The organism is Pseudosulfitobacter sp. DSM 107133 (assembly GCF_022788695.1).
Classification (GTDB): Bacteria; Pseudomonadota; Alphaproteobacteria; order Rhodobacterales; family Rhodobacteraceae; genus Pseudosulfitobacter.
The window spans coordinates 2420800-2446859 of sequence record NZ_CP085154.1 but is presented as its reverse complement, the minus strand read 5'-3'; the positions used below and the strand labels follow the sequence as shown (position 1 = coordinate 2446859).

The following is a 26060-nucleotide window of genomic DNA, read 5'->3' as shown; positions in this document are numbered from 1 at the left end:
TCTTTTCTCGTAGCTGCTATCGCTCAGCGTCCGCGAATGCGCGGGTCCAGCGCGTCGCGCAGACCGTCACCCAGATAGTTCACCGACAGCACCGTCAGCGAAATCGCGATGCCGGGCAGCATCACCCGTTCGGGGTACTGTTCCATCCGCTGCACCGCATCCGCCAGCAGCTTGCCCCACGTGGGAAAGTCCGACGGAAAGCCGACGCCAAGGAAGGACAGCGCGCTTTCGGTGATGATCGCGGTGGCCAGTCCCAGCGTGGCCGACACGGTGATCGGTGAAATCACGTTGGGCAACAGGTGGCGCATGATGATCTTGGAGTTCTTGGTGCCGATGGAGCGCGCCGCCAGAATGAACTCGCGTTCCTTCAGCGCCAGAATGTCGCCGCGCACGATCCGCGCCGTTTGCATCCACGAGGTGATGCCGACCACTCCGACGATCAGGATGAACATGCCTGTTTCAGGGCCAAAGTTGGCCCGCAGAGGCTGGCGGAACAGGGTCACGGCCACCAGCAGAAGCGGCAGGATCGGCAGGGACAACACCAGATCGGTAAAGCGCATCAGCCAGAAATCGGCGCGGCGGAAATAGCCCGACACGACGCCGACAAAGGTGCCGATAAACAGCGCCAGTATCATCGCGGCCCAGCCCACGGCCATCGACGCGCGCCCGCCCTTGATCAGGTTGGCCAGCAGGTCACGGCCCAGCTGGTCGGTGCCAAAGGGATGCGCCCAGGCGGCCTTGGCCTCGCCGTCCCAGATCAGGGTCCAGACCGGGCGCATATCCTTGGCGCGGATGTCCAGCTTTTGCGCATCCAGCGTCCAGATATAGGGGCCGACCAGCACGAACAGGGTGATAAAGATCAAGAAGCCGCCGCCAAACATCGCACCTTTGTGGTGCTTGAACTGGTTCCAGACGTCATGCCACTGGCTGCGGGGCGGGGCGATGGGGCCCTTGTCCTGCAACGCGCCGTAAGCCTGTTCGTCAATCTCGGGGTCGGGACCGGACACAAGGGGTTGGTCAGTCATAGCGGATCCTCGGGTCGAGCACGCCGTAAAGGACATCGGCGATCAGGTTGAACAGGACAATCAGGATGGCAAAGATAAAGGTCAGCGTCATCACGGTCGGGATGTCATTGGCAAACAGCGCAATCAGCAACTGATAGCCGATGCCGTTCACGCCAAAGACGTTCTCGGTAATAATCGCACCGCCAAAGATCGCGGGGATACCCAGCGCAATCACGGTGATGACCGGGATCATCGAGTTGCGCAGAACGTGAACCATGACAACGACCCCCTCGCGCAGGCCCTTGGCGCGGGCGGTGCGCACATAGTCCTGGCCAAGGTTGTCGAGCATCGCCGAACGCATGTAACGGCTGATCTGTGCCGTGGTTTGCAGCGCCAGCACCATCACCGGCAGCACCATCTGTTTCAGCTGGTAAACGAATGTCTCCCAGTTGGTGACCTCGTGGACGGTGTTGTAGTTCGACGGCAACCAGCCCAGCTGCACCGCAAAGATCACGATCAGCAGGGGGCCGGTAAAGAACGGCGGGATCGAAAAGCCGATCATGGTGATGAATGTGCCGGTCTGGTCAAAGACCGAATAGTGGCGATAGGCCGAATAGATGCCGATGGGCAGCGCGATCAGCACCCCCACCACATAGGCCATGCCGACAACCCAGATCGTCTGGGGCATGGATTGCACCACCAGGTTCATCACCGGCCCGCGTGTCTGCCATGACAGCATACGCAGACGGCCATCGTAGAACGATGTATCGGGTAGCCAGCCCAGCAGGGTGCTGTCGCGGGTCAGCCAGTCGATAAAGACCATGGGTTCGACCCAGAAGAACTGAACCATCCATTTCCAGTATTGAACGTACAGCGGTTCACCCAGCCCCAGCGCGATGCGCATTTTCTCTTTGACTTCCGGCGGCACCGTCAGGGGCACCTGCGCCATCGGATCACCGGGCGCAAGTTGCAGCAGAAGAAAGATCACGAGGCTGATAAACAAAAGCGTCGGGATCGACAGGATCAACCGGCGGATTGCAAAGGTAATCATGTGTGTGGCGCCTTTATGCGTCAGTCTTGTTTATTGCGACCCTGTCCCGAGGGCCGGAAGGCTGTGTCCCCCGAAAAGGGGACACAACAACAGTATGGCTGATTACTTGACGCGATACCAGTCTGCGACATTCCACAGCTCGGAATCCCAGACGTTCAGCACAACACCGCCCAAGGAATTGGCATGTGCCGAAACCCGTGCACGGTTGACCAGCGGCACGATGGTGTATGTGTCCTTGGTCAGCATGTCGTTCATCTTCTTGGCCAGCGCGCTGCGCGCATCCAGATCACCGGTGCGGGCCAGCTCGTCGATCATGGCGTCATAGGCCGGATCGCAGAAGCGGTTGATGTTTTCACCCTGCCACTGGCTGGATGGCTTGGGTTCGCCGCCGCAACGGTAGGCCGCCAGATACTGCTGGGGGTCTGTGCCGTTGAACGTGTTGGCATACATTTCCACATCGGCATAGAACTTCTGGAAGGTGTCGGGCGAACCGGGGTCACCACCAAAGAACACCGAAGCATCGAGGTTGCGCAGTTCGGTTTCAACACCGATCTGGCTCCACCAATCCTTGATCAGCGCCTGAAAGTCCTGACGGACGGCGTTGGTCGATGTCTGGTACAGCAGCGACAGCTTCATGCCGTCTTTTTCGCGCACGCCGTCACCGTCGCTGTCGGTCCAGCCGGCTTCTTCCAGCAGGGCCTTGGCGCCTTCCAGATCTTGCGTCAGACAGTCGGTGTTGTCCGAAGCATAGATCGCAGGTGCAGGCACCAGGTTACAGGTCGGCGCACCGGCCTTGCCATAGCCCACTTCGGTCAGCAGTTCGCGGTCGATGGCCATCGACAGCGCCTTGCGCACCTTCACATCGCCCAGAATCGGGTGCGGTTCTGCCACGGTCGAACGTGTTTCGGGCGGCAGGTCGGGTGACGGGTTGGTCAGGTTCATCTCGATCCGCTCAAGCAGCGGGCCAAAACCGGCGACAGCCTTGCCGTAACCGGCGGCTTCCATCTTGGCGATGACGTCGGGTGCCAGTTGCAGGTTCCAGGCATAGTCGAATTCGCCTGTTTCCAGAACCGCACGACCGGCCGAGTTCGCGTCGCCGCCACCTTTGAACGTGACCTTGGCAAAGGCGGGTTTGCCTTCTTCACGGTAGTTTTCATTGGCTTCGTACTGGATCACGTCGTTCGGTTTGAAATCCGCAACCTTGAACGGGCCGGTGCCAATGGGGTTATAGTTGGCTTCGGTGCATTCGGGCGCCTTGGCACCCAGGCAGTCAGCGAACTGCGCGGCCTGAATGATCGGGGACTGACCGCCGACAAAAGGACCATAGGGGTTTGGCTTGGGCTGGTTGAACGTGACCTTGACGGTCAGGTCGTCCACCGCTTCGACGGATTCGACGCCGTCAAAGAACGCCGCCTGTGCGCAGCCGCCTTCGGGGTGCATACAGTATTCCGAGGTGAACTTTACGTCGGCGGATGTCACCGGCGTGCCATCCGACCAGATGAGTCCTTCCTTGATTTTCCATGTGATGGTGGTCAGGTCTTCGGACACACCGCCATTGGCCACGGTGGGCACTTCGGCAGCAAGGAAGGGCACCATTTCACCGGTTTCATTGTAGCGTGCCAGTGGCTCCAGAACCAACGAAGCCGCTTCGATGTCCTTGGTACCGCCCGACAGGAACGGGTTCAGAATCGAGGGCGCTTGCCAATAGAGGATTTTCACCTCGCCATCGCGGCCTTGCGGGCCTTCGTGACCGGCGGCCATTGCCATCGGTACAAAGGCAACGCTGGCAGCCGCGCCAAGCAATAGGGTCTTGAGTTTCATAACATACTCCTTGTTGGACACATGTTTGTGTCTTTGGCGTGCCCCATTTGCCGGGTGCACGCAGTGTAGCGTCGGTTGGGGTCGTGAAATTTACCTTGCGTAACCATGCGATTACAGTGAAATTTCTAGCGCGCCCCCCAGACGAATGGCCACATCGAAACAGACTTGACGGAAAAAGCAACCCCAGAGATGCCCGATAAATGGGCAAACGTCGGGATGCGTTTGACAGTGCCCGATCATTGGCCGTAGCGTTCACGTCAAAACAATCGGGGAATGTTATGCTGGACCACGGGGCCGAAGGGCCGATTGCCGATATCAGAGGGTTGCGGGTCGAATTCCAGACCAAAGACGGCCCTGTTTTGGGTGTCGAGGACGTGTCCTTTTCCATCAACGCGGGCGAAACGGTCTGCGTGGTGGGCGAATCTGGCTCGGGCAAGTCGGTGTCATCGCTGTCGCTGATGCGTCTGGTTGAATTCGGCGGCGGGAGAATTGCCGGCGGGCAATTGATGTTTGACCGCAAGGACCATGCGCAGGTGGATCTGGCACAGGCCGATCAAAGCCTGATGCGCACGATTCGCGGCAATGAAATCGGTATGATCTTTCAGGAACCGATGACCGCGCTGAACCCGGTGTTTACCGTGGGCCGCCAGCTGACCGAAGGGCTGCGCCTGCACAAGGGGATGACCAAAAAAGAGGCATCCGCCCGCGCGCTGGAACTGATGCGACAGGTGCGCATCCCCGAACCCGAACGTCGTCTGCAACAATACCCGCACGAATTGTCCGGCGGCATGCGCCAGCGTGTCGTGATCGCCATGGCGCTGGCCTGCGAGCCGCGCCTTCTGATCGCGGACGAACCCACAACCGCGCTGGACGTGACGATTCAGGCCGAAATTCTGGCGCTGATGGACCGGCTGAAGCGCGAAACCGGCACCGCCGTGATGTTCATCACGCACGACATGGCCGTGGTGGCGCAAATGGCCGACCGCGTTGTCGTCATGTTCCGCGGCAAGAAGGTCGAGGAAGGCCCGGTCGCCGACATCTTCGAGGCGCCCAAACACCCCTATACCAAGGCTTTGCTGGCCGCCGTGCCCAAACTGGGCGAAATGACGGGCAAGCAATATCCCGAACCGATGAAGCTGCTGGGCCGCAATCAGGGCGAGATCAAACCGATTGTCGGCGAAGAGAACGAAGTGCTGCTTGAGGTGCGCAACCTGACCACACGTTTCGAGGTCAAGGGTGGGCTGTTGCGGCGCACTGTGGCCAATGTCCATGCTGTCGAAGACCTGTCGTTTTCGATCAACAAGGGCCAGACGCTCAGCCTTGTGGGCGAATCCGGCTGCGGCAAATCCACTGCGGGCCGCTCGATCCTGCGTCTGGTCGAACCGCTTTCGGGCGAGGTCCGGTTGGGCGGCAAGGACATCATCGCGCTGAACCAGCACGATCTGCGCACCGCGCGGCTGGACATGCAGATGATCTTTCAGGACCCGTTCGCCAGCCTGAATCCGCAGATGCAACTTTCGGATCAGGTGGCTGAACCGATGCAGAACTATGGCATGTTCAAGGGCGACGAAGGGCGCAAGCGCATCGAAATGCTGTTCGACCGTGTCGAGCTGCCGCGCAGTTTCATGCGCCGCTATCCGCACGAACTGTCCGGCGGGCAACGCCAACGGGTCGCCATCGCGCGCGCCCTTGCGCTGAACCCCAAGCTGATCATCGCGGACGAGGCGGTCAGCGCGCTGGATGTGTCGGTGCAGGCGCAGGTGTTGAACCTGATGATGGAGCTGCAAGAGGAAATGGACCTGTCATTCCTGTTCATCAGCCACGACATGGCCGTGGTCGAACGGGTCAGCCACTTTGTCGGGGTGATGTATCTGGGACGAATCGTCGAATTGGGGCCACGCAGTGCGGTGTTCGAAAACCCGCAGCACCCCTATACCCAAGCGCTGATGAAGGCGGTGCCCATCGCCGATCCGCGCCAGCGCAAGGACGAGAAAGACCTGAACTTCAAGCCGATCCCGTCCCCCATTCACCCGGCGGATTACGTCGCCGCCCCGTCGGAATACCGCGAGATTTCGCCCGGCCACAAAGTCCTGACCACCGACAGCGGATACTGACATGCCCGAACGCCTTACGCCGTTGCAGCTGATGACCAAACTCATCAGCTTTCCCACCGTGTCGCGCGACACCAACCTGCCGCTGATCGACTGGGTCGAGGTCTATCTGGCATCGCATGGAATCACCGCCCACCGCTGGCCCGATCCCGACCAACCTCACAAGGCAGCGCTGTTTGCCCATGTGGGACCCTGGGAAGAGGGCGCTGTCGTACTGTCGGGCCACACGGATGTGGTGCCGGTCGACGGCCAGCCGTGGGACAGCGATCCGTGGACGGTGACAGAACGGGACGGCAAGTATTACGGGCGCGGCACCTGTGACATGAAAGGCTTTGACGCGCTGGCAATCTGGGCGCTGGTCGAGGCGCAGTACGCCGATGTCAAACGCCCCCTGCAACTGGCGCTCAGCTTTGACGAAGAGGTCGGTTGTACCGGCGCGCCACCGATGATCGCGGCGATGCAGCCCGTGCTGCCCAAGGGCGAACTGGTGATCGTGGGCGAACCGTCGATGCTGCAAGCCGTGACCGGCCACAAGGGCGGGCAGGGGTTTGACACCCATGTGATCGGCTTCGAGGTGCATTCGTCCCTGTTGCACACGGGCGTGTCCGCCATCCTTGAGGGCGCGAAAATCATCGACTTTGCCAACCAGCGCAATGCCGAGAATTTTGCCAATCCGCCCACCGCCCTGGGCGCGATGTTCGAACCACCCGTGACAACATGGCATGTGGGCCAGATCAGCGGTGGCACGGCCCATAACATCACCGCCAAGGATTGCTGGTTCTCGATGGATTTCCGCGCGGTGCCGGGGGACGACCCCGAGGCGCTGAAAGAAAGCTATCTTGAGCATGTGCGGACGATCGAAGCACGGATGCAGACTGTTCACCCCGATGCGCGGGTCGAGATCAAGGAACGCTTTTCCGTGCCACCGCTAAAGCCGGAAGAAAATGGCGCGGCCGAGTTGATGGTGCGCCGGATCACCGGTGACAATGGCGGACATGTGGTCAGCTACGGCACCGAAGCGGGGCAGTTCCAGGCGGCCGGTTATTCGGCGGTGGTCTGTGGTCCCGGCGACATCGCGCAGGCGCACCAGCCCAACGAGTTCATCACCGTGGCGCAGTTCGATCTGGGACATCAGTTCATGCGCGATCTGGTGGCGCGGCTGGGGTAGCTTTCGCCGCAGAGGCGGATTTGACGTCACGTCATTGCGTTACAAGCCGCCGGTGACACGCTGAAAAATGTAGCATTTTTCAGCCTCAAATCCTTTCAGGATTTCGCCGCATCTTGCACCCGCCAATCCAGGGCGTAGGGTGCGGCCCATGAGCTTTCCCACCTTTATGGACTCACCCGCAAATTGGCCCGGACCCGCCCCGCAAGAGGCGGATGTTGTGGTGATTGGCGGCGGTGTGATCGGCGTCTGCACGGCCCTGTTTCTGGCCCGCGCAGGCCAACGTGTCGTCTTGCTGGAAAAGGGCCGCATCGCCGCCGAACAGTCCAGCCGCAACTGGGGCTGGATCAGGGTGCAGGGACGCGACCCTGATGAGATTCCCATCGTGCTCGAGGCGGCGGACCACTGGCGCGCATTGGCGCAACAGACCAACGTTGACATCGGCCTGCGGCAGGAGGGCGTGACCTATCTGGCGGAATCCGAAAAGGATTATGCCAAATACGAGGCATGGCTGGATCATGCGCGCGCCCATGGGCTGGACAGCAAGATGCTGAGCAGTGCCGAGACAGCGCAGCTGATTCCGGGCCTGTCGCGCCGCTATTCCGGTGCCATCTACACAGCGCAGGACATGCGCGCAGAACCATGGGTGGCAGTGCCTGCATTGGCAGGCATCGCGGCGCGCGAAGGGGCCACTTTGGTCGAAAACTGCGCCGTGCGCGGGCTGGACATCGAGGGTGGCAAGGTCGCCGGTGTCATCACCGAACAGGGCCGCATCAAGGCGCCTCAGGTGGTTCTGGCCGGTGGTGCATGGTCCTCGCTGTTCCTGCAACGGCACGGGGTTTTCGTTCCGCAACTCAGCGTGCGGGCCACGGTGGTGGCAACACAGCCGATGGGGGCAACCTACGAGGGCGGGGCGACCGACAGGAAAGTGGCCTTTCGTCATCGCGCCGACGGCGGATATTCCCTTGCCCAAGGCGGGTTCTCCGAGCTGTTCGTCGGCCCGCAAGCCTTTCGCAGCCTGCCGCACTACATGACACAGTTGCGGTCTGATCCCTTTGGCGTGCGTCTGTTGCCGCGCGCGCCTGCGGGCTTCCCCGACGCATGGGGCACGCCGCGCCACTGGGGGGATGACGACGTCAGCCCCTTCGAGCGGATGCGCGTGCTGAACCCCGAACCGAATCACCGCAAGGCGGCCAAGCTGCTGCGCCAGTTCGCCGCCATGATGCCCGGATTGGGCGAGGTGCGCCAGGCCAGGACCTGGGCCGGCATGATCGACACCATGCCCGACATCGTGCCCGTGGTGGACCGCGTGGCCAGTATTCCCGGCCTGACGGTCGGCACCGGCATGAGCGGCCACGGCTTTGGAATCGGTCCCGGCATGGGGCGGGTGCTGGCCGCTCTGGTCACGGGCGACAAGGTGGGGCATGATCTGCATCGTTTCCGCCTGTCCCGTTTCAGCGACGGATCGGCCATGACCCTTGGCCCCGGAATTTAGACCCAAATCAGCCCCGAAGGAGACCGTCCCATGCCGATCAAGAACCGATTTGCCGAGATGCACAGCGACATCACCGCGTGGCGCCGCCACCTGCACGCGCACCCCGAACTGATGTTCGATGTGCACGAGACGGCCAGGTTCGTCGAAGACAAGCTACGGTCGTTCGGCGTTGATGACATCACCACCGGCATCGGCCAAACCGGCGTTGTCGGCGTGATCAAGGGGCGTGGCAACAGCGACCGCGTGATCGGCCTGCGTGCCGATATGGATGCGCTGCCCATCATCGAGGCGACGGGGCTGGACTATGCGTCGACCGTGCCGGGCAAGATGCACGCCTGCGGCCACGACGGCCACACCGCGATGCTGCTGGGCGCGGCGCAATATCTGGCCGAGACCCGCAATTTCGACGGCACCGTCGTGCTGATATTCCAACCCGCCGAAGAGGGTGGCGGTGGTGGCCGCGAGATGGTCAATGACGGTCTGATGGACCGATGGAACATCCAGGAAGTCTATGGCATGCACAACATGCCCGGCTTTCCCACCGGCACCTTCGCCATCCGCCCCGGCCCGCTGCTGGCCAGCGCCGACGAATTCACCATCCGCGTGGTGGGCAAGGGCGGCCATGCCGCCAACCCGCACGAGGCCATCGACCCCAACCTTGCCGCCGCCCATGTGATCGTGGCGCTGCAAAGCATCGCCAGCCGCAACGCCAACCCGCTGTCCTCGGTCGTGGTGACCGTGGGGGCGCTGCACTCGGACAGCCATGTCAGCAACGTGATCCCGCAGGCGACCACGATGAAGGGCACCGTGCGCGCGCTGGACGAGGACGTGCGCGCGATGGCGCAGAAACGTGTGCAAGAAATCGCGACCGCCACGGCGCAGGCCTATGGTTGCGTGGCCGAGGTCGACTATGTCGTGGGCTATCCGGTCACCGTGAACGCCGCAGAGAACACCGAATATGCCATTGCCGCCGCCCGTGCGGTGGCCGGCGATGTGACCGAAAACATCCCGCCGGTGATGGCCGCCGAAGACTTTGCCTTTATGCTCAACGCGCGGCCCGGTGCCTACATCCTTGTGGGCAACGGCCCCGGCGCGATGGTGCACCACCCCGAATACAACTTCGACGACGAGGCGATTCCGGCCGGATGCAGCTGGTTTGCCGAGATTGTCGAACAAAGGCTGGCGCAGGCCTGAGCGCCTGACCCAGCGAAACACATCAAGAAGGAAGAAAGACCATGCCCGTCAAGAACCGATTTGCAGAGCTGCACGCCGACATCACCGCCTGGCGCCGCGATCTGCATGAGAACCCCGAAATCCTGTTCGACACCCACCGCACCAGCGCGCTGGTGGCGGACAAGCTGAAAGCCTTTGGCTGTGACGAGATTGTCACCGGCATCGGGCGCACGGGTGTTGTGGGGGTGATCAAGGGCAAGACCGACACATCGGGCAAGGTCATCGGCCTGCGCGCCGATATGGACGCGCTGCCGATCCACGAGCAGACGGGGCTGGAGTATGCCTCGAAAACCGATGGGGCGATGCACGCCTGCGGCCATGACGGGCACACCGCCATGCTGCTGGGGGCGGCGCAATATCTGGCCGAAACCCGCAATTTCGACGGCACCGTGGTGCTGATCTTCCAACCCGCCGAAGAAGGCGGCGGCGGCGGCAAGGAAATGTGCGACGACGGCATGATGGACCGCTGGGGTGTGCAGGAAGTATATGGCATGCACAACTGGCCCGGCCTGCCCACTGGGCAATTCGCGATCCGCTCGGGGGCGTTCTTTGCGGCGACTGACCAGTTCGACATCTATGTTGAAGGCAAGGGCGGCCATGCGGCGAAACCGCATGAGACCGTGGACACCACCGTGATGGCTTCGCAACTGGTGCTGGCGCTGCAAACAATCGCCAGCCGCAACGCCGATCCGGTGGATCAGGTGGTGGTTTCGGTGACCTCGTTCGAAACCTCGTCCAAGGCGTTCAACGTGATCCCGCAACGGGTCCACCTGAAGGGCACCGTGCGCACCATGAGCGCCGAGATGCGCGATCTGGCCGAAGCGCGGATCAACGCGATTGCCTCGGGCATCGCCGCGACATTCGGCGGTGTGGCAGATGTGGATTACCACCGTGGTTATCCGGTCATGGCCAACCACGAAGACCAGACCGAATTCGCAGCCGACGTGGCGCGCTCGGTATCTGGTGCTTGCGATGATGCGCCGCTGGTCATGGGCGGTGAAGACTTTGCCTTTATGCTCGAAGAGCGTCCGGGGGCTTATATTCTGGTCGGCAACGGCGCGGGCGCGATGGTGCACCACCCCGAATACAACTTTAACGACGAGGCGATTCCGGCGGGGTGTTCGTGGTGGGCCGGCATTGTCGAACAGCGGATGCCTGCGGCCTGATTGACGGACGGGTTGGGGGCGCTGCCCCCGGCCTGCGGCCTCCCCCGGGATATTTAGGGCCAAAAGAAAGGCACGCCTAAAGGGTTTCGTAGACCCTTGCGATGCCGTCGGCTTCGGACTGGGCCGAGAATTGGGTGCGGGCCGTTTCGCGGGCGGCCTGAGCCATTTGGTCGAAATTACCTGTCAGGATCGTGCGGGCGGCTTCGGCGGCAGTGTCCGGCGTGGCGATCAGCCCGGCGGTCTGGGCATTTGTGAACGCGTTGTAATAGCCGGCATCGGTGCCGACAAAGGGCACACCGCTGGCCATGCCTTCCAGCGGGACCATGCCGTAGCCCTCGTAGCGGGGCAATTGCACCACAAGGCTGAGGGCGCGCATCAGGGCGGGCAGGCCGGTGGCGGGAACCTCGCCGGGGAATAGGATGCGGTCGGACAGGCCCGCGGCGGCGATCTGGGATGCGAGGTCTTGCAGGAATTCCTGATGTTTGCGGGCGGCGCGTCCTATGATCAGGGCCGTTGTGCCGGGCAAGGTTGGCAGCAGGTCGATCATGGCGGCGACGAATTGGTCGGTGCCCTTTTCCGGGCGGATGCGGCCGACAGTGGCGATGCCGCGCGTGCCGCCGTACCCCAGTGCAGCCCAAGCGGCGGCGCGGTCGGGGGCGGGGGTGAACAGATCGGTGTCGACCCCGTGCGGCACGGTGGCGCGCACATGGGGGACAAAGCTTGCGGCGGTGTCCGTGGTGGCGATCACCGCGTCCATGCGGCTGATCAACCAGCGCGGAAAAGCCGAGTGGCGGCGTTGCGCCGCCGAGGTGAACACGATCTTGACCGGCAGGCGCAGCACGTCGCGCGCCCAGAGGGCTGCCCGCATTTCGGTGTTGCGGCGCACATGCCAGATGCAGGGGTCATGCGACAGCGCGCGGGCCTGTTTGAGCGTGATGGGGGCGGGGCATCCGGGCAGGGGCTGGCCCACCAGATGCAGGTCGTACCGCCCGAGTTGCCGGCGTACCACATTGGCCGCCGTGGCCGAGACGCCGGTGTAATTGCGGTTGAAATTGGTGACAAACAGGCGGCGCGTCATGGGCCGAGGTCCAGTGCGGTCACCAGGCGGGCCGCGATGTCGGCAGCACCCGTGTCGCGTTTGGCGACGAAATCGGTCGCGGCGGTGCGCGCGCGCCCCAAGGCTTGGGGCGTGTCGATCCAGTGCAGGGCGCGTTCGCCCAAATCGCGCCCGTCGGCCACCAGTTGCACCGCGCCACACGCTTCGAGCGGCGCGAAGGTTTCGGCAAAGTTCGACACATGCGGACCGGTCAGGATCGCCGCTCCGGCTTGGGCCACCTCATAGGGGTTGTGGCCGCCGTGTGGTTGCAGAGAGCCGCCCAGAAACACGAAAGGGGCCAGCGCGTACCAAAGCCCCATCTCGCCCAGCGTGTCGGCCAGATAGACCTGCGCGTCGGGTGTGTCGCCCAAGGTGCGGCGGGTGTGGGTCAGGCCCATGTTCTCGATCAGAACGGCCACCTCGTCGCCCCTGTCAGGGTGGCGGGGGGCAAGGATCAGCAGGGCATCAGGGTGTGTTTTCAGCACATGGGCGTGGGCCAGCAGCGCATCGGCCTCTTCGCCCGGATGGGTCGAGGCAGCCACCCATGTGGGGCGCTGCGCGATAATCTCGGCCAGACGGGTGCGCGCCGCGCCATGCACGGGAAGGGCCGGTGACAGGCTCTTGAGGTTGAAACCGGTCTCGACCAACGTGTGCGGCGGGGCGAGATCTGTCAGCGCTTTGGCCATTTCGGCGTTCTGGGTCAGGATCAGTCGGAACTGGCCTAGAATGAACGCCGCCGTGCGTGGAAATTTGCCCCAGCGTGCCAGCGAGCGCAGCGACATACGTGCACCCACCAGCGCCAGCGGCACATTGGCGCGGCGCGCGCGCACCAGGATCTGCGGCCACAGCTCGGATTCCACAAAGACCGCCGCGTCCGGCCGCCAGCGTTTCAGGAAGCGTTTGACCGGTCCCGCGGCATCGAGCGGGGCAAACTGGTGCACGCAGCGCGGCGGCATCCGCGCGGCAATCAGCGCCGCCGAAGTGGGCGTGCCCGAGGTGATCAGGAACCGTGCTTCAGGCAGTTGCTGACCAATGGCGGCGATCAGCGGCAGCACCGACAGGCTTTCCCCGACCGAGGCGGCGTGGAACCAGATCAGCAACCCGCCGGGGCGCTGTTCGGTGGTGTGCCCCAGAATTTCATGCGCACGGTGCACCGCAACCCCGTCGCGGCGCAAACGTTTGATGCGGGCATGGGCGGCAAAGGGCACCACCAATGCGGCGGCCGCCACATAGGCGCGATAAAGGGCAGTCGGGCGCATTCAGCCGCCGGTGTGGCTCATGTGGCGGGGCATTTGCCCGTCGGCCTTCTGGCGGGAATAGTCGAAATCATGGCCCTTGGGCTTGATCCCGATCGCGGCGCGGATGGCGTCGTGCAGGGGGGCGTCGTCATCGGGATGCGCCCGCAACGGTGCGCGCAGGTCCATCATGTCTTCTTGCCCCAGACACAGGTAAATCTCGCCCGTACAAGTCAGGCGCACGCGGTTGCAGCTTTCGCAGAAATTATGGCTCAGCGGGGTGATGAATCCGATTTTCTGGCCGGTTTCTTCCAGCCGCACATAACGCGCAGGCCCGCCCGTGCGTTCGGCCAGATCGGTGACGGTATAGTGCTCTGCATAGCGCGCGCGCACATCTTTCAGGGACCAGTACTGGCCCAGACGGTCCTCGTTGCCCAGATCGCCCATCGGCATGACCTCGATCCACGTCAGGTCCATGCCGCGTTCGGCACACCATTGCGTGATCGTGGGCAGTTCGTCCTCGTTAAAGCCTTTCAGCGCCACGGCGTTGATCTTGACGTGCAGACCGGCAGCCAGTGCTGCATCAACACCGCGCAGCACTTGCGGCAGGCGGCCCCAGCGGGTGATGTCGGCAAACTTCTGTTCGTCCAGCGTGTCCAGCGAGATGTTCACGCGGCGCACGCCGGCAGCATAAAGATCCTTGGCGAACCGCTCCAGCTGGCTGCCGTTGGTGGTCAGTGTCAGCTCTTTCAGCGTGCCTGCCTCCAGATGGCGGGCCATGCTGTTGAAAAACGTCATGATTTCGCGGCGCACCAATGGCTCGCCACCGGTGATGCGCAGCTTTTCCACGCCCAGATCGACAAAGGCCGAACACATGCGGTCCAGCTCTTCCAGGGTCAGCAGCTCTTTCTTGGGCAGAAAGGTCATGTTCTCGGACATGCAATAGACACAACGAAAGTCGCATCTGTCGGTGACAGAGACGCGCAGGTAGGTGATCGCGCGGGCGAAGGGGTCAATCAAGGGTGCGTTCATGACTCTATAGGTAAGGCTGGCGGGAAAGCGCAGCAAGGGGGAATGCGCATTGATGCACCTTGTGGGCTGTGCTTAGCATGAGGGTATGAAAACTTTGACCCTTGCCCTGATTTGCGCCTGCACCCTGACGGGCTGCGCGCGTTTGCCCGATTTCCTGAAACCGCGCCCGGATGTGGCCGAGACCCGCGCCGACGGCATGAGTGTCGACGTGCGCCCCAAAGCGCGACCTGACGCTGCATTGCCCGCCAAAGGCGCGCGCACCGTGGCCGAGTTTGATACGGTCAGCGCCGAGGAAAAGGCCGCCGCCACGGCGCCTGCGGCTGTCGGGGGACGTTTGGGGGTGACGGTGGCGTCGCTGGGCAGCCCGTCCGAGCCGGGGCTGTGGCTGAAAACGCCGCTGGTCACAAGCGAACAGCCCGGGCGGGTGGTTTATGCTGTGTCGGGAAAATCGGTGGCGGTGACGCTGATCCCGATCGAGGGGCCTGCAACGGGGGGCAGCCGGATGTCGCTGTCGACATTCCAGACGCTGGAGGCACCGTTGACCGGATTGCCCGAGGTTGAGGTGTTCAGCGCATCCTGAACGGGGCACTGCGGCGACAGTGCGGGAGCCTGCGGCGCGCGTTTATTTGGCAAGATGAAGGTGAGGGGGCGGCACATGGCAGCCACCCTCAAGTGTGCTCACAGGAACTTGGCCGCATCCTTGCGCGCAAAGGCCTTCATCGTGTCGCCGTGTTCGGCCAGAAAGGCGCGGGTGCGGGCAGCGTCGTGCTTGCTGAGGTCGCGCAGCCACCACGAGACGGCTTTCTGGATAAACCAGCGACCGTCGGGCGCATAGTCGGCGGCCCAGCCCAGAATGCGCTCGCGGGCTTCGGCCTCTTGCGGTTTGGGGTGGTTCTGTTTGGTCCAGGGCAGGGTGATGACCAGCGCCGCGCGTTTGGTCCACATGTGATCGCTGGTGGTCCACTCTTCGATTTCTTTCAGACGCGACGGATCGGCGATCAGACGCTTCTGGCCTGCCATGCAGGCATGATCGGCAATGGCCCAGCTGTCGAAGTCAGGCGCCCAGGACTTGATCAGCGCCCAGACCTCGGCGTCAGGGTCCATGCGGGCCTGTGTCAGCAGCTTGGCGGCGGCGATGCGGGCCTCGAAAATGTCGGTCTTCCACAGACCGTCGGCCAGTGCGACGCGGGTGTCGATGTCCAGCTCTTGCCGCCATGTCTTTGTCAGGTCGTTCAACACCGGATTGGGCACGCCCAGATAGGTGCGGTCGGCCTTGTGATAGGCTTGCGCGCCTGTCGCCCGTTCGGGATCGGCGTGGTCGTTGATTTCGGCCAGGGCCGCTTCGGGTGTCATGTTTTGGTGTCCAATATATGTGTGGGCAGACCGTCGATGCTGGTCTGGTTGCGCTCGCTCCAATAGGTCGAAACGCCGTCGGGGCCTTTGGTTTCGGCCCATTTTTGCAAGGTGTCGCGCGGGCCTGCGTGGTCAAAGTAGGGGACCGCGTAGCCGCAGGAGGTTTGCAGCATGTCCACCGTCACGTCATAGATCTGCCGCGCGCCGGGCGAGGGTTCGAACATTGCATCCAGTTCGGCGAATTCCGCATCGCGCGGGTGCAGGGTGCGGGCGGTGCCATAGGCACGCATGATCATCGGGCGTTTTTCAAAGCCGCACCACATCAGCGTGATGCGGTTGTGCAGCGCCAGATGGGCGGCGGTTTCGTTGCCCGATCCGGTCAGGTTGCGCCAGACGATGCGGTTTGGCCCCATGACCCGCAAGGCATCCATCCCCTTGGGGCTGATGTTCACACGGCCCGTGTCTGCCGCACTGCCCACGAAAAACATGTGCTGTTGGGCGATGAATTTCGCGTGGTCGTCTTCGATGCTGTCAAACTGTTTGCCCATGGGTCACTCCACCGTAACGGATTTTGCAAGATTGCGCGGCTGGTCCACATCGGTGCCCTTGGCCACGGCAGTGTGATAGGCCAGCAGTTGCGCCGGCAGCGCATAGAGGATCGGGGCCACGGCATTGTGCACCGTGGGCATCACAATCGACGCCCAGACACCGTCGCCGGCTTCTTCCAGCCCTGCGGCGTCCGAGATCAGCACGATCTTGCCCTTGCGCGCCATGACCTCTTGCATGTTGCTGACGGTCTTGTCGAACAGCGCATCGCGCGGGGCCATGACCACCACGGGCACATGTTTGTCGATCAGCGCGATGGGGCCGTGTTTCAGCTCGCCCGACGCATAAGCTTCGGCGTGGATATAGCTGATTTCCTTGAGTTTCAATGCACCCTCAAGCGCCAGCGGATACATCAGCCCGCGCCCCAGAAACAGCACATCGCGCGCCTCTGACAGGCGGCGTGCGGTGTTCTGCATCGCCTTGTTCTGTTCCAGCGCCGTGGTCATCAGCGCAGGCAGGCTGCGCAAGGCCGACACATGATCGGCCAGCGCCTCCTTCGACAATGTGCCCCGGTCCGACGCCGCCTTCAGCGCCAGCATCAGCAGAACGGTCAACTGGCAGGTGAACGCCTTGGTCGAGGCGACGCCCACTTCGATGCCCGCATGGATCGGCAGCGCCAGATCGCTTTCGCGCGCGATCGAGCTTTCGGGGACGTTGACCACCGACAGGATGCGCGCAGCCTTGCCCTCGCAATAGCGCAGGGCGGCCAGCGTGTCGGCGGTTTCGCCCGATTGCGACACAAACAGCGCCAGTGTGCGGTCGGGGATCGGCGGCTCGCGGTAGCGGAACTCGGACGCCACATCGACCTCGACCGGGATACGGGCGATCTGCTCGAACCAGTATTTCGCGGTCAGACAGGCATAATAGGCGGTGCCGCAGGCCACCAGCGTCAGCCGGTCGATGGCGGTGAAATCCACACCGGGGTCGGGCAGGGCGATGTGCCCGTCAGCGGTCAGGTAGTTGGCCAGCGCATTGCCGATCACCGTGGGCTGTTCCGCGATTTCCTTGGCCATGAAATGCTTGTGTCCGGCCTTGTCCACGCGTGCAGAATCAATCTGGATGGTCTTGATGGCGCGGTTGGCCAAATTGCCGTTGGCATCATGAATTTCCAGCGACGTGCGGGTCAGAACTGCGCGGTCACCTTCTTCCAGATAGGTGATGCGGTCGGTCAGAGGCGCCAGCGCGATGGCGTCCGAACCTACGAACATTTCACCATCACCGTGCCCGATGGCCAGCGGAGACCCCTTGCGGGCGGCGATGATCAGATCGTTTTCGCCCTGAAACAGAAACGCCAGCGCAAATGCACCGTGCAGCCGGTCAAGCGTCTGGTTGGCGGCCTGAACCGGGTCTGCGCCCGCGTCCATATACATCTGGGTCAGCAGGGCGACGGTTTCGGTGTCGGTCTCGGTCACGAACTGGAAACCGGCCTGCGACAGCTCGGCGCGCAGCTCGCGAAAGTTCTCGATGATGCCGTTGTGCACCACGGCCACAGGCCCCGCCTGATGCGGGTGCGCATTGGTGACCGAAGGCGCGCCATGGGTGGCCCAGCGGGTGTGCCCGATGCCGGATTTGCCCGCCAGCGGTTCGTGCACCAGCAGATCGCTCAGGTTCACCAGCTTGCCCACCGCGCGGCGGCGGTCCAGTGTGCCCTTGTTCACGGTGGCGATGCCCGCGCTGTCATAGCCGCGATATTCCAGACGCTTGAGCGCCTCGACCAGAATGGGGGCCACTTCGTGGTTGCCCAGAACGCCGACGATTCCGCACATATCAGTTGCCCCTTGTTTGTCTGGCCTTTTTGGCCCGCAGCATTTGCATCAGTTTGCGCGCCATGCCCGGCTTTTCAACCTGAAGCGCGCGGGCGATGGCCAGCGCGCCGTCCTCGACATCAGAGGTGATGACAGACCCCGAGGCTGTCATGGCTTCGCTGCCCACGGACACGGGGGCGACCAGCATGGTGTTCGACCCGATAAAGGCACGCGCGCCGATGTGGGTGTGGTGTTTCAGCACGCCGTCGTAGTTGCAGGTGATGGTGCCCGCGCCGATATTGGCCGCGGCGCCCACAAAGGCGTCACCGATATAGCTCAGGTGATTGACCTTGGCGCCGGCGTCGATGGTGGCATTCTTGATCTCGACAAAGTTGCCAACGCGTACGTCTTCGGCCAGTTCGGCACCGGGGCGCAGACGGGCATAGGGGCCGATGACCCCGCCGCGCGCCACATGACACCCTTCCAGATGCGAAAACGCACGGATGCGGGCACCGGATTCGATGGTGACATCGGGGCCGAAAAACACATGCGGTTCGATCACCGTGTCGCGGCCGATGAAGGTGTCATAGGAGAAATAGATGCTGGACGGGTCCAGCAGGGTCACGCCGTCTTCCATCGCCGCCGCCCGCGCGGTCTGTTGGAACAGCGCGTCGGCCGCGGCCAGTTCGGCGCGCGAGTTGATGCCCAGCGTTTCCGCTTCGGGGCAGGTGACGACGCCGGTGCTCAGGCCACGCGCGCGGGCCAGACCAATGATGTCGGTCAGGTAATATTCGCCCGCAGCATTGTCGTTGGTGACCGCGTCCAGCAGCGAAAACAGCGTGGCGGCGTCACAGGCAACAACGCCCGAGTTGCATAAGCTGATGGCGCGCTCGGCCTCGGTGGCATCCTTGAATTCCACTATGGATTCAAGCGTTTCGCCCGACATCTTCAAGCGGCCATAGCGCCCCGGATCGGCCGCCTCGAAGCCCAGAACCACCACATCCTGCGCGCCGCGCGCCAAAACCATTGCCTCAAGCGTTTCGGGGCGCACAAAGGGCGTATCGCCGTACAGCACGATCACCGTACCGTCGAACCCGTCCAGCGCGGCGCGGGCCTGTTGCACCGCATGGCCGGTGCCAAGCTGTTCCTCTTGGACGACAACCTGCACTTCTTCGTCGTAATCAAGCACCGCCTTGGTCACCGCCTCGGCGCCGTGGCCTGCGACGACCACCATGCGTTCGGGTTCCTGCGACCGTGCCGCTTGCAGGGCGTGCACCAGCATGGGCGCGCCTGCGATGGGGTGAAGGACTTTCGGAATGTCCGAATTCATCCGTGTGCCTTTGCCTGCGGCAAGGATGACCGTCGCGATGCTCATGCCAAATCTCTTTGTGTTCTTGTTGTGACCGTTTTATCCATCTTGCCATGCGGCGCAACCGTTGGCCCCATCAAACAAGATTGCTGGCCGTAACACGAACAATGACAGGACGGCAATGATCCGCCCATCAGGAGACAGGCATGACATCGGTAATCTTTGATCTGGACGGCACTTTGGCAGACACCAGCGGCGATCTTCTGGCCGCCGCGAATGTGTGTTTTCGCGATATGGGCGCGGGCGATGTGCTGACGGTGGCCGATGCCGGGGCTGCGCTGCGCGGGGGGCGGGCGATGCTGACGCTGGGCCTGCACCGCATCGGACGGTTCGACGAGGCGCTGGTCACCAAATATTACCCTGTGCTGCTCGAAGCCTATGATGGCGCGATTGATCATCACACGGTGATGTACCCCGGCGCGATGGAGGCCGTGGCCGCGATCAAGGCCGATGGCATTGCCGTGGGCATCTGCACCAACAAGCCCGCAGGGCTGGCCGAGAAGCTGTTGCAATCGCTTGGGGTGCGCGATGCCTTTGCCTCGATGGTCGGGGCCGACACATTGGCGGTGCGCAAACCGGACCCCGCCCCGCTGTTCGCCGCCGCGCGACAGGCGGGCGGGTCCGATCACTGCATCCTGATCGGGGACAGCGACACCGACCGCAATACGGCACGGGCGGCGGGGGTGCCCTCGGTTCTGGTCACCTTCGGCCCCTCGGGCGAGGATATGGCCGCATTGAACCCCGAGGCTTTGTTGAACGATTACGCCGACTTGCCCGCACTGGCGCGGCAGCTGCTGCGCGGCGAGGCCGCCGCATGAGCGAGGTCTTCAAGGGCAGCTTTACCCAGCAGGAACCGATCCCCGAGGCGGGTATCGAGGCCGCGGTACGCGTGATGCGCCACGGACGCCTGCACCGCTACAACACCGTGGGCGAGGAAGTGGCCGAAGCCGCGATGCTGGAACAGGAGTTCGCGGCACTGGTCGGCGCGCAATATTGTCTGGCGGTGGCCTCGGGCGGCTATGCCATGGCCACGGCGCTGCGGGCAGTGGGGGTGAAACCGGGCGACCGCGTGCTCTCCAACGCCTTTACGCTGGCGCCGGTGCCGGGGGCGATTGCCTCGCTGGGTGCGGTGCCGGTCTTTGTCGGCGTGACCGAGGATCTGACAATTGATCTGGAGGATCTGGACGCCAAGGGCGACACAGCCGATGTTCTGCTGCTCAGCCACATGCGCGGGCATATCTGTGACATGGACCGGCTGATGCAGATTTGCGACCGCCACGGCATCCAGGTGGTCGAGGATTGCGCCCACACCATGGGGGCCGCGTGGAACGGCGTGCCGTCGGGGCGGCACGGCGTGGTGGGCTGTTATTCGTGCCAGACGTACAAACATGTGAACGCGGGCGAGGGCGGTCTGCTGGTCACGGACGACGCCGAAGTTGCCGCCCGCGCCGTGATGCTGTCGGGCAGCTATATGCTGTACGAACGTCATCTGGCCGCGCCGGATGCCGCGGTGTTCGCTGACCTGCGCTATACCACGCCCAATATCTCGGGGCGCATGGACAACCTGCGCGCGGCGATCCTGCGCCCGCAACTGGCCAATCTGGACACGCAATGCGCCCGCTGGAATGACCGTTACAAGGTGCTCGAAGACGGTGTGCGCGGCACGCCGGGGCTGAAGATTGTCGAACGGGCAGCGGTGGAACGCATTGTCGGCTCGTCCTTCCAGTTCCTGTTGCTGGACTGGAAGGCTGACGACATTCTGGCGGTTCTGAAACGCTGCGCGGCACGCGGGGTTGAACTCAAGTGGTTCGGAGCACCCGAACCCACGGCGTTCACGTCGAAATACGACAGCTGGCGCTATGCTGCCGCCGAGGTGATGCCCGCCACAGACAGGGTGCTGGCGGGTATCGTTGACATGCGCGTGCCGCTGACCTTCTCGCTGGACGATTGCGCGCTGATCGCACGGATCATCCGCAGCGAAGTGTCAGCGGTGTTTCAGGCGGCCAGCGCCTAGCCTTCTGGCTGTCCCAAATCGCATGCGGGAAAGAAACGCGGCCGTTCGTGTCTGGCGCAGGGAACGGTAGGAACGAGCCCTTTCCGAATTCCACCCGCGCGGAATCAAGTATCCGTCTTGGTCAAGGGTGTTTTGGTGTCCATTCTCTGTTTTCGCTTATGAGAGTGTTTGCGAGGATCAGGAGTTTTCGCATGAGGACGGCGAGCGCGACCTTGTGGGGTTTTCCGGCGGCTCTGAGGGCATCGTATTTCTGGCTCAGATCGGGGTTTCGCTTCATGGCGACGAGGGCGGGCATGAACAGGCTCTCGCGCAGGAGCCTGCGCCCGCCCTGGATGTGGGCCTTTCCGCTCCACTGACCGGACTGACACGTGATCGGCGCGAGACCTGCGAGCGCCGCGATCTGCTTTGACCCCAGAGTGCCGATCTCGGGGCATTCGCTGAGCAGCGCCCGTGCGGTGATGGCACCGATCCCGGGGATCGAGGTGAGAATGCCGATTGCCCTGGCGCGTTCCGGGCAATCGCGGTTTCGCCGTTCGATTTCGGCGTTAAGCCTGTCGATCTGGTGGTTGACCTGACGCAGGCGTGCCCGGGTCAGGCGGCGGGTCACGTCGAGCTGTTGCGTGCCAAGGCGGTTCATCAGCGCGGTACGATCCCGCACCAGCCCGGTGCGGGCGACATGCAACTCCTTGATTTCACGCTGTTTGGGGTCGGTTGGCTGGTCCGGAACCAGCTCCAGCGCGCGCCCCATGAGCGCGAGCATGCGGGCATCGACCGCGTCGGTCTTAGCGCGTGTGCCGTGGGCCTGCGCGAAGCGGCGGGCCTGCAGCGGGTTCACCTTGACGAGCGGCAGGCGGCCTGAGAAATGGCTCTCGAGGCGTCGGTGGTAGGGGCCGGTGGGCTCGAAGACCACGCGCTCCGGCGTTGTCTGCCCCAACCAGCGCTCGAAGGCGCGCAGGCCTGTCGCGGTATTGTCGAACCGGGCGTGGGTTGCGGTGCTGAGCCGGTGCGCGTCAAGATGCGCTTTCGAGATGTCGATGCCGATGGTATCGTTGATCATCTTCGTCATGTCCTTTGCTTGTCGTGCAGAGCCTGTGAGCTGCTGCGTATCCGTTCAGGCCTCATGCGAAGACGACGGGCGATCTCACTTGATTACGGTCCTCGAAGACCTGGCCGCAGACGATCCACCCGTCGCCGGTGCCTGCGATCCAAAAGGTGGCTGGCACCGGCTCCACCTTCGCAGAAGAGCCACGGAAAGTCTGAGACAAGGCCGCAGGCCGCCGCGCATCATGCCTCAGGCATGTCTTCGACATGACGGGCCGTCCGCCGGCACGGCGATTTTGCTGCTGTTGTGCGCTACCGATAGCTCGAATGTGCTAGGCTGCCATAAAGTGCCCAGCACTACGGTCGGATCGCCGCACCACGGCCCGACGCTGCGCGGCTTTGCGTTCCATTTCAAAAGTCGGCTCCGTCCGCACTCTCGGCGTTGGCGTATCCCGTTCCCAACGTCCGCTGTTAGTTCGTAAATGCTCGGCATGCGACACCCGCCATCAATCCGCCCCGTACAGCGGCACCGTAGACATGCTGACCTTGGCGCTGCCTTCGGTCAGCTCGCGGGCGTGGGCCACGTAGATCAGTGTCTGGTTCGCCTCGTCAAAAATCCGTTTCACCCGCAGGGATTTGAACACAATCGAGCGCGAGGTGCGAAACACGTCCTCGCCTTCCTCGCTGCGGTCGATGTCTCCGATCTTGATCGGACCGGTCTGGCGGCAGGAAATGGACGAATTCGACGGGTCCTCGAACCAGTTGCCATTGGCAATCCGGTCGATCAGGCCACGGTCGAAATAGGCAATGTGGCATGTCACGCCGGTGACTTCGGGGTCGGGAATGGCTTCGATCACGATGTCATTGCCCGCCCAGTCGACGCCAATCTCGCCCACCTGTTCAGCCTGTGCCGCGCCGCTGATTCCCAGCGCCGCAGCAAAAACCCAATGCCCCAGACGGCTCAAAACGTCAGCACCGCATGCTCGCCCATGTCGGGCGTGGCCTCGGTCAGGTTGGCCTTGGCAATCTCATACAGGAATTTCGCGCCGCCATCGGTGGCCCAGACCTCGGCCTTGGACAAGGTCATGCGGACAAGGCAGACATCGGGGTCCTTCTGCCCCCCTTCAAACCAGGCATCGGCAATGGGTGACCAAAGGTCATCCAGCGTCTTGGGGTCGGTCACGACGTCCAGCGTGCCCTCGACCGTGGCGTAGAGTTTGTTGCGCTGGCAGGCGACCAGATAGGTGGCGGCGCTGCCGGACTTGCCGGCATCGGCGATGTCGGTGCCATGGGCCGTGATGAACCACAGCGCGGTGCGGTCGTCGTCATGCAGCGTGTGCGACATGGGGCGGGCGCGGTTGGTGGGCGTGGCCAGCATACCGGCGTTGATGTCGCTCATACGGTCCCAGAAGGTGCCGGTCAGTTCGGATCGGGTGGCATGGTCTTTCATGGCAAAACTCCTTTTTTTATCGTCAGTTGCCATACCAACGCCCGATCCCGTGGCTGTGTTCCACAGGCCGGTTGGTGAAGATGCTTGACCGGACGGGGGTCGTGGATGTAAGTAATGAACAAGCGTTCAATAACGGGAGGGATGCGCCGATGTTTACCCATTCTATGACGTTCGATCTGGGCGAGGATGCCAACAGCCTGCGCGAGATGGTGCACCGCTGGGCGCAAGAGCGCGTGCGCCCGATGGCGCAAGAGATCGACCAGACCAATGAATTCCCCCCCGCTTTGTGGACAGAGATGGGCGAGCTGGGCCTGCTGGGCATCACCGTCGAGGAGGAATTCGGCGGATCGGGCATGTCCTACCTCGCGCACACCGTCGCCGTGGAAGAGATCGCACGGGCGTCGGCCTCGGTCTCGCTGTCCTACGGCGCGCATTCGAACCTGTGCGTGAACCAGATCAAACTGAACGGCACGCCCGAGCAAAAGGCGAAATACCTGCCCGGTCTGGTCAGCGGCAAACACGTAGGCGCACTGGCCATGTCCGAACCGGGCGCGGGCAGCGACGTTGTCAGCATGAAACTGCGCGCCGAAAAGCGGAACGATCATTTCCGCCTCAGCGGCAACAAATACTGGATCACCAACGGCCCCGACGCCGACACGCTGGTGGTCTATGCCAAGACCGACCCAGATGCCGGCAGCCGTGGCATCACCGCCTTCCTGATCGAAAAGGATATGGCCGGTTTCTCCACCTCGCCGCATTTCGACAAACTGGGGATGCGCGGCAGCAACACCGCCGAGCTGATCTTTGACGGTGTCGAAGTGCCCTTCGAGAACATCCTGGGTGAAGAGGGCAAGGGCGTTGCCGTGCTGATGTCGGGTCTGGATTACGAGCGCGTCGTGCTGGCGGGCATCGGCCTTGGCATCATGGCCGCCTGTCTGGACGAGGTCATGCCCTATGTGTCCGAGCGCAAGCAATTCGGCCAGCCCATCGGGAACTTCCAGCTGATGCAGGGCAAGATCGCCGATATGTACACCGCGATGAACAGCGCGCGGGCTTACGTCTACGAGGTGGCGCGCGCCTGCGACCGTGGCACCGTGACACGGCAGGACGCGGCGGCGTGCTGTCTCTATGCATCCGAACAGGCGATGGTGCAGGCGCATCAGGCGGTGCAGGCGCTGGGCGGGGCGGGGTTCCTGTCCGACAGCCCTGTCAGCCGCATTTTCCGCGACGCCAAGCTGATGGAAATCGGCGCGGGCACCTCGGAAATCCGCCGGATGCTGATTGGCCGCGAACTGATGGGCGCGATGGCCTGAGGCGGCGGCACTCGGGGAGGGGGCGCAAATGGACCGGCTGTTGGACCTTGGTACGAAAGAGACGGTGCTGCATGCCAGCCTGCCTGCGCTGGTCGAGGTGCTGGAGTGGATTGCAGCGGGCATCGACCTGTTTGCCATCCTGCTGCTGGTCATCGGCGCGGCCCGCTTCATGGCGGGTTTCATCGCAGCCGAGCTGCGCCGCGACAGCGGCCAGCGGTTGCGCGCCTCGAACCGCGCCCGGCTTGAACTGGGCAATTACATCCTTGCGGGGCTGGAGTTGTTCATCGTCTCGGACGTGATCCACACCGCGCTCAGCCTTGCGGCGTCCGACCTGATTTTCCTGCTGCTGCTGGTGATTATCCGCTCGATCACCTCGTATTTTCTGGACCGCGAACTGTCCGGTTTGCGCCGTGAGCTGGATGAAGACCCCGTGTAGGACAGCATCGGTGTTGCGTTGGGGGCCACTGGCGGTGGTCACTCTGATTGGCGCGCTTTTTGTGTTCCGGCTTGGGTGGATCGCCGCCCATCTGGATGAAAGCGCACTGCTGGAACACTACGCACGGCTCTATGTGGCCGAGACCGGAGACGGCGCGCAGCCGAGCGACTGCGTCGGGGGGCCGGGAACGCGCAGGCAGGTGCGGTTGGTGATCCGCTGCACAACGCCGCAGGGGGCGCTGAGGGTGTATATGATTGGCCGGTTTGGCAGGCTTTTGACCCTGCCGCCAGCGCCGCCCGATGCGGCAGAGACATAAACGACGGC

Annotated in this window: 24 protein-coding genes; 11 read left to right on the top strand and 13 right to left on the bottom strand. The window is 63.1% G+C overall.

All coding sequences use genetic code 11. From position 1 onward, the window contains the following. Positions 1 to 23: 23 nt before the first annotated feature. The 3 genes from DSM107133_RS11980 to DSM107133_RS11970 form a co-directional block, all read right to left on the bottom strand. Entirely contained in the window at positions 24 to 1025 is a 1002-nt protein-coding gene (locus DSM107133_RS11980; protein ID WP_114291371.1) for an ABC transporter permease, read from the bottom strand. After that, positions 1018 to 2055, bottom strand: a complete 1038-nt coding sequence (locus tag DSM107133_RS11975) for an ABC transporter permease (protein ID WP_114291370.1) — start codon at positions 2053 to 2055, stop codon at positions 1018 to 1020. The genes DSM107133_RS11980 and DSM107133_RS11975 overlap by 8 nt, the downstream gene beginning before the upstream one ends. Before the next feature lie 102 nt (positions 2056 to 2157). Then, positions 2158 to 3876 carry a peptide ABC transporter substrate-binding protein gene (locus DSM107133_RS11970; RefSeq protein WP_114291369.1) on the bottom strand — a complete coding sequence of 573 codons (1719 nt, stop codon included), beginning with the start codon at positions 3874 to 3876 and terminating at the stop codon, positions 2158 to 2160. Between the two features lie 278 nt (positions 3877 to 4154). Here DSM107133_RS11970 and DSM107133_RS11965 point away from each other — a divergent pair, with 278 nt between their 5' ends. From DSM107133_RS11965 to DSM107133_RS11945, 5 genes are all read left to right on the top strand, one after another. Continuing rightward, a complete protein-coding gene (locus DSM107133_RS11965) occupies positions 4155 to 5990 on the top strand; it encodes an ABC transporter ATP-binding protein (RefSeq protein ID WP_114291368.1) in 1836 nt (611 codons plus the stop codon). A gap of 1 nt (position 5991) precedes the next feature. Next, the gene (gene argE, locus DSM107133_RS11960; protein WP_114291367.1) at positions 5992 to 7155 is read left to right on the top strand and encodes an acetylornithine deacetylase; all 1164 of its coding nucleotides are present in this window, start codon (positions 5992 to 5994) and stop codon (positions 7153 to 7155) included. Positions 7156 to 7303: 148 nt separating this feature from the next. Further along, positions 7304 to 8647, top strand: coding sequence for an FAD-binding oxidoreductase (locus DSM107133_RS11955; RefSeq protein WP_114291366.1), 1344 nt, complete (start codon positions 7304 to 7306; stop codon positions 8645 to 8647). A 30-nt stretch (positions 8648 to 8677) separates the two neighbouring features. Beyond that, positions 8678 to 9841 (top strand): M20 aminoacylase family protein, encoded by a 1164-nt coding sequence (locus DSM107133_RS11950; protein WP_114291365.1) that lies wholly within the window; start codon positions 8678 to 8680, stop codon positions 9839 to 9841. A gap of 41 nt (positions 9842 to 9882) precedes the next feature. Continuing rightward, complete coding sequence (locus DSM107133_RS11945) at positions 9883 to 11046, top strand: M20 aminoacylase family protein (protein WP_114291364.1); 1164 nt, start codon at positions 9883 to 9885, stop codon at positions 11044 to 11046. A 76-nt stretch (positions 11047 to 11122) separates the two neighbouring features. Here the strand turns inward: DSM107133_RS11945 and DSM107133_RS11940 are convergent, their stop codons facing one another. From DSM107133_RS11940 to moaA, 3 genes are read right to left on the bottom strand one after another with little or no spacing between them, the layout of a single operon-like run. Beyond that, entirely contained in the window at positions 11123 to 12124 is a 1002-nt protein-coding gene (locus tag DSM107133_RS11940; protein ID WP_114291363.1) for a glycosyltransferase family 4 protein, read from the bottom strand. Continuing rightward, positions 12121 to 13401 (bottom strand): 3-deoxy-D-manno-octulosonic acid transferase, encoded by a 1281-nt coding sequence (locus DSM107133_RS11935; RefSeq protein ID WP_114291362.1) that lies wholly within the window; start codon positions 13399 to 13401, stop codon positions 12121 to 12123. The genes DSM107133_RS11940 and DSM107133_RS11935 overlap by 4 nt, the downstream gene beginning before the upstream one ends. Next, positions 13402 to 14409, bottom strand: coding sequence for a GTP 3',8-cyclase MoaA (moaA, locus tag DSM107133_RS11930; protein WP_114291361.1), 1008 nt, complete (start codon positions 14407 to 14409; stop codon positions 13402 to 13404). Positions 14410 to 14494: 85 nt separating this feature from the next. On the opposite strand from moaA, the gene DSM107133_RS11925 reads away from it, so the two are divergent. Next, positions 14495 to 14989, top strand: a complete 495-nt coding sequence (locus DSM107133_RS11925) for a hypothetical protein (RefSeq protein WP_114291360.1) — start codon at positions 14495 to 14497, stop codon at positions 14987 to 14989. A gap of 98 nt (positions 14990 to 15087) precedes the next feature. On the opposite strand, the gene DSM107133_RS11920 is transcribed toward DSM107133_RS11925, so the two are convergent. The 4 genes from DSM107133_RS11920 to glmU are packed head-to-tail and all read right to left on the bottom strand — an operon-like array spanning position 15088 to position 19488. After that, positions 15088 to 15762, bottom strand: a complete 675-nt coding sequence (locus DSM107133_RS11920) for a DNA alkylation repair protein (protein ID WP_114291359.1) — start codon at positions 15760 to 15762, stop codon at positions 15088 to 15090. Then, positions 15759 to 16310: a pyridoxamine 5'-phosphate oxidase family protein gene (locus DSM107133_RS11915; protein WP_114291358.1), complete on the bottom strand. Its 552-nt coding sequence runs from the start codon at positions 16308 to 16310 to the stop codon at positions 15759 to 15761. Before DSM107133_RS11915 ends, DSM107133_RS11920 begins: the two co-directional genes overlap by 4 nt. A gap of 3 nt (positions 16311 to 16313) precedes the next feature. Further along, a complete protein-coding gene (gene glmS / locus DSM107133_RS11910) occupies positions 16314 to 18134 on the bottom strand; it encodes a glutamine--fructose-6-phosphate transaminase (isomerizing) (protein ID WP_114291357.1) in 1821 nt (606 codons plus the stop codon). A gap of 1 nt (position 18135) precedes the next feature. Next, positions 18136 to 19488 carry a bifunctional UDP-N-acetylglucosamine diphosphorylase/glucosamine-1-phosphate N-acetyltransferase GlmU gene (gene glmU / locus DSM107133_RS11905; protein ID WP_114291356.1) on the bottom strand — a complete coding sequence of 451 codons (1353 nt, stop codon included), beginning with the start codon at positions 19486 to 19488 and terminating at the stop codon, positions 18136 to 18138. 140 nt (positions 19489 to 19628) lie between these two features. On the opposite strand from glmU, the gene DSM107133_RS11900 reads away from it, so the two are divergent. Further along, positions 19629 to 20300: an HAD-IA family hydrolase gene (locus DSM107133_RS11900; RefSeq protein ID WP_114291355.1), complete on the top strand. Its 672-nt coding sequence runs from the start codon at positions 19629 to 19631 to the stop codon at positions 20298 to 20300. Beyond that, positions 20297 to 21496 carry an aminotransferase class I/II-fold pyridoxal phosphate-dependent enzyme gene (locus tag DSM107133_RS11895; RefSeq protein WP_114291354.1) on the top strand — a complete coding sequence of 400 codons (1200 nt, stop codon included), beginning with the start codon at positions 20297 to 20299 and terminating at the stop codon, positions 21494 to 21496. Before DSM107133_RS11900 ends, DSM107133_RS11895 begins: the two co-directional genes overlap by 4 nt. 121 nt (positions 21497 to 21617) lie before the next feature. Here the strand turns inward: DSM107133_RS11895 and DSM107133_RS11890 are convergent, their stop codons facing one another. The 3 genes from DSM107133_RS11890 to DSM107133_RS11880 form a co-directional block, all read right to left on the bottom strand. Next, the gene (locus tag DSM107133_RS11890) at positions 21618 to 22562 is read right to left on the bottom strand and encodes an IS110 family transposase (RefSeq protein WP_114291353.1); all 945 of its coding nucleotides are present in this window, start codon (positions 22560 to 22562) and stop codon (positions 21618 to 21620) included. A 481-nt stretch (positions 22563 to 23043) separates the two neighbouring features. Then, positions 23044 to 23493 (bottom strand): CreA family protein, encoded by a 450-nt coding sequence (locus DSM107133_RS11885; protein WP_114294893.1) that lies wholly within the window; start codon positions 23491 to 23493, stop codon positions 23044 to 23046. 5 nt (positions 23494 to 23498) lie between these two features. Further along, on the bottom strand, positions 23499 to 23987 hold the full coding sequence (locus DSM107133_RS11880; RefSeq protein ID WP_114294838.1) for a pyridoxamine 5'-phosphate oxidase family protein: 489 nt from the start codon (positions 23985 to 23987) through the stop codon (positions 23499 to 23501). A 149-nt stretch (positions 23988 to 24136) separates the two neighbouring features. Between DSM107133_RS11880 and DSM107133_RS11875 the strand changes: the two genes are divergently transcribed. From DSM107133_RS11875 to DSM107133_RS11865, 3 genes are read left to right on the top strand one after another with little or no spacing between them, the layout of a single operon-like run. Further along, entirely contained in the window at positions 24137 to 25300 is a 1164-nt protein-coding gene (locus DSM107133_RS11875) for an isovaleryl-CoA dehydrogenase (RefSeq protein WP_114294839.1), read from the top strand. Positions 25301 to 25328: 28 nt separating this feature from the next. Further along, the gene (locus tag DSM107133_RS11870) at positions 25329 to 25736 is read left to right on the top strand and encodes a DUF1622 domain-containing protein (protein ID WP_114294840.1); all 408 of its coding nucleotides are present in this window, start codon (positions 25329 to 25331) and stop codon (positions 25734 to 25736) included. Between the two features lie 10 nt (positions 25737 to 25746). Further along, on the top strand, positions 25747 to 26052 hold the full coding sequence (locus DSM107133_RS11865; protein ID WP_162792128.1) for a hypothetical protein: 306 nt from the start codon (positions 25747 to 25749) through the stop codon (positions 26050 to 26052). The last annotated feature ends 8 nt before the right edge of the window (positions 26053 to 26060 follow it).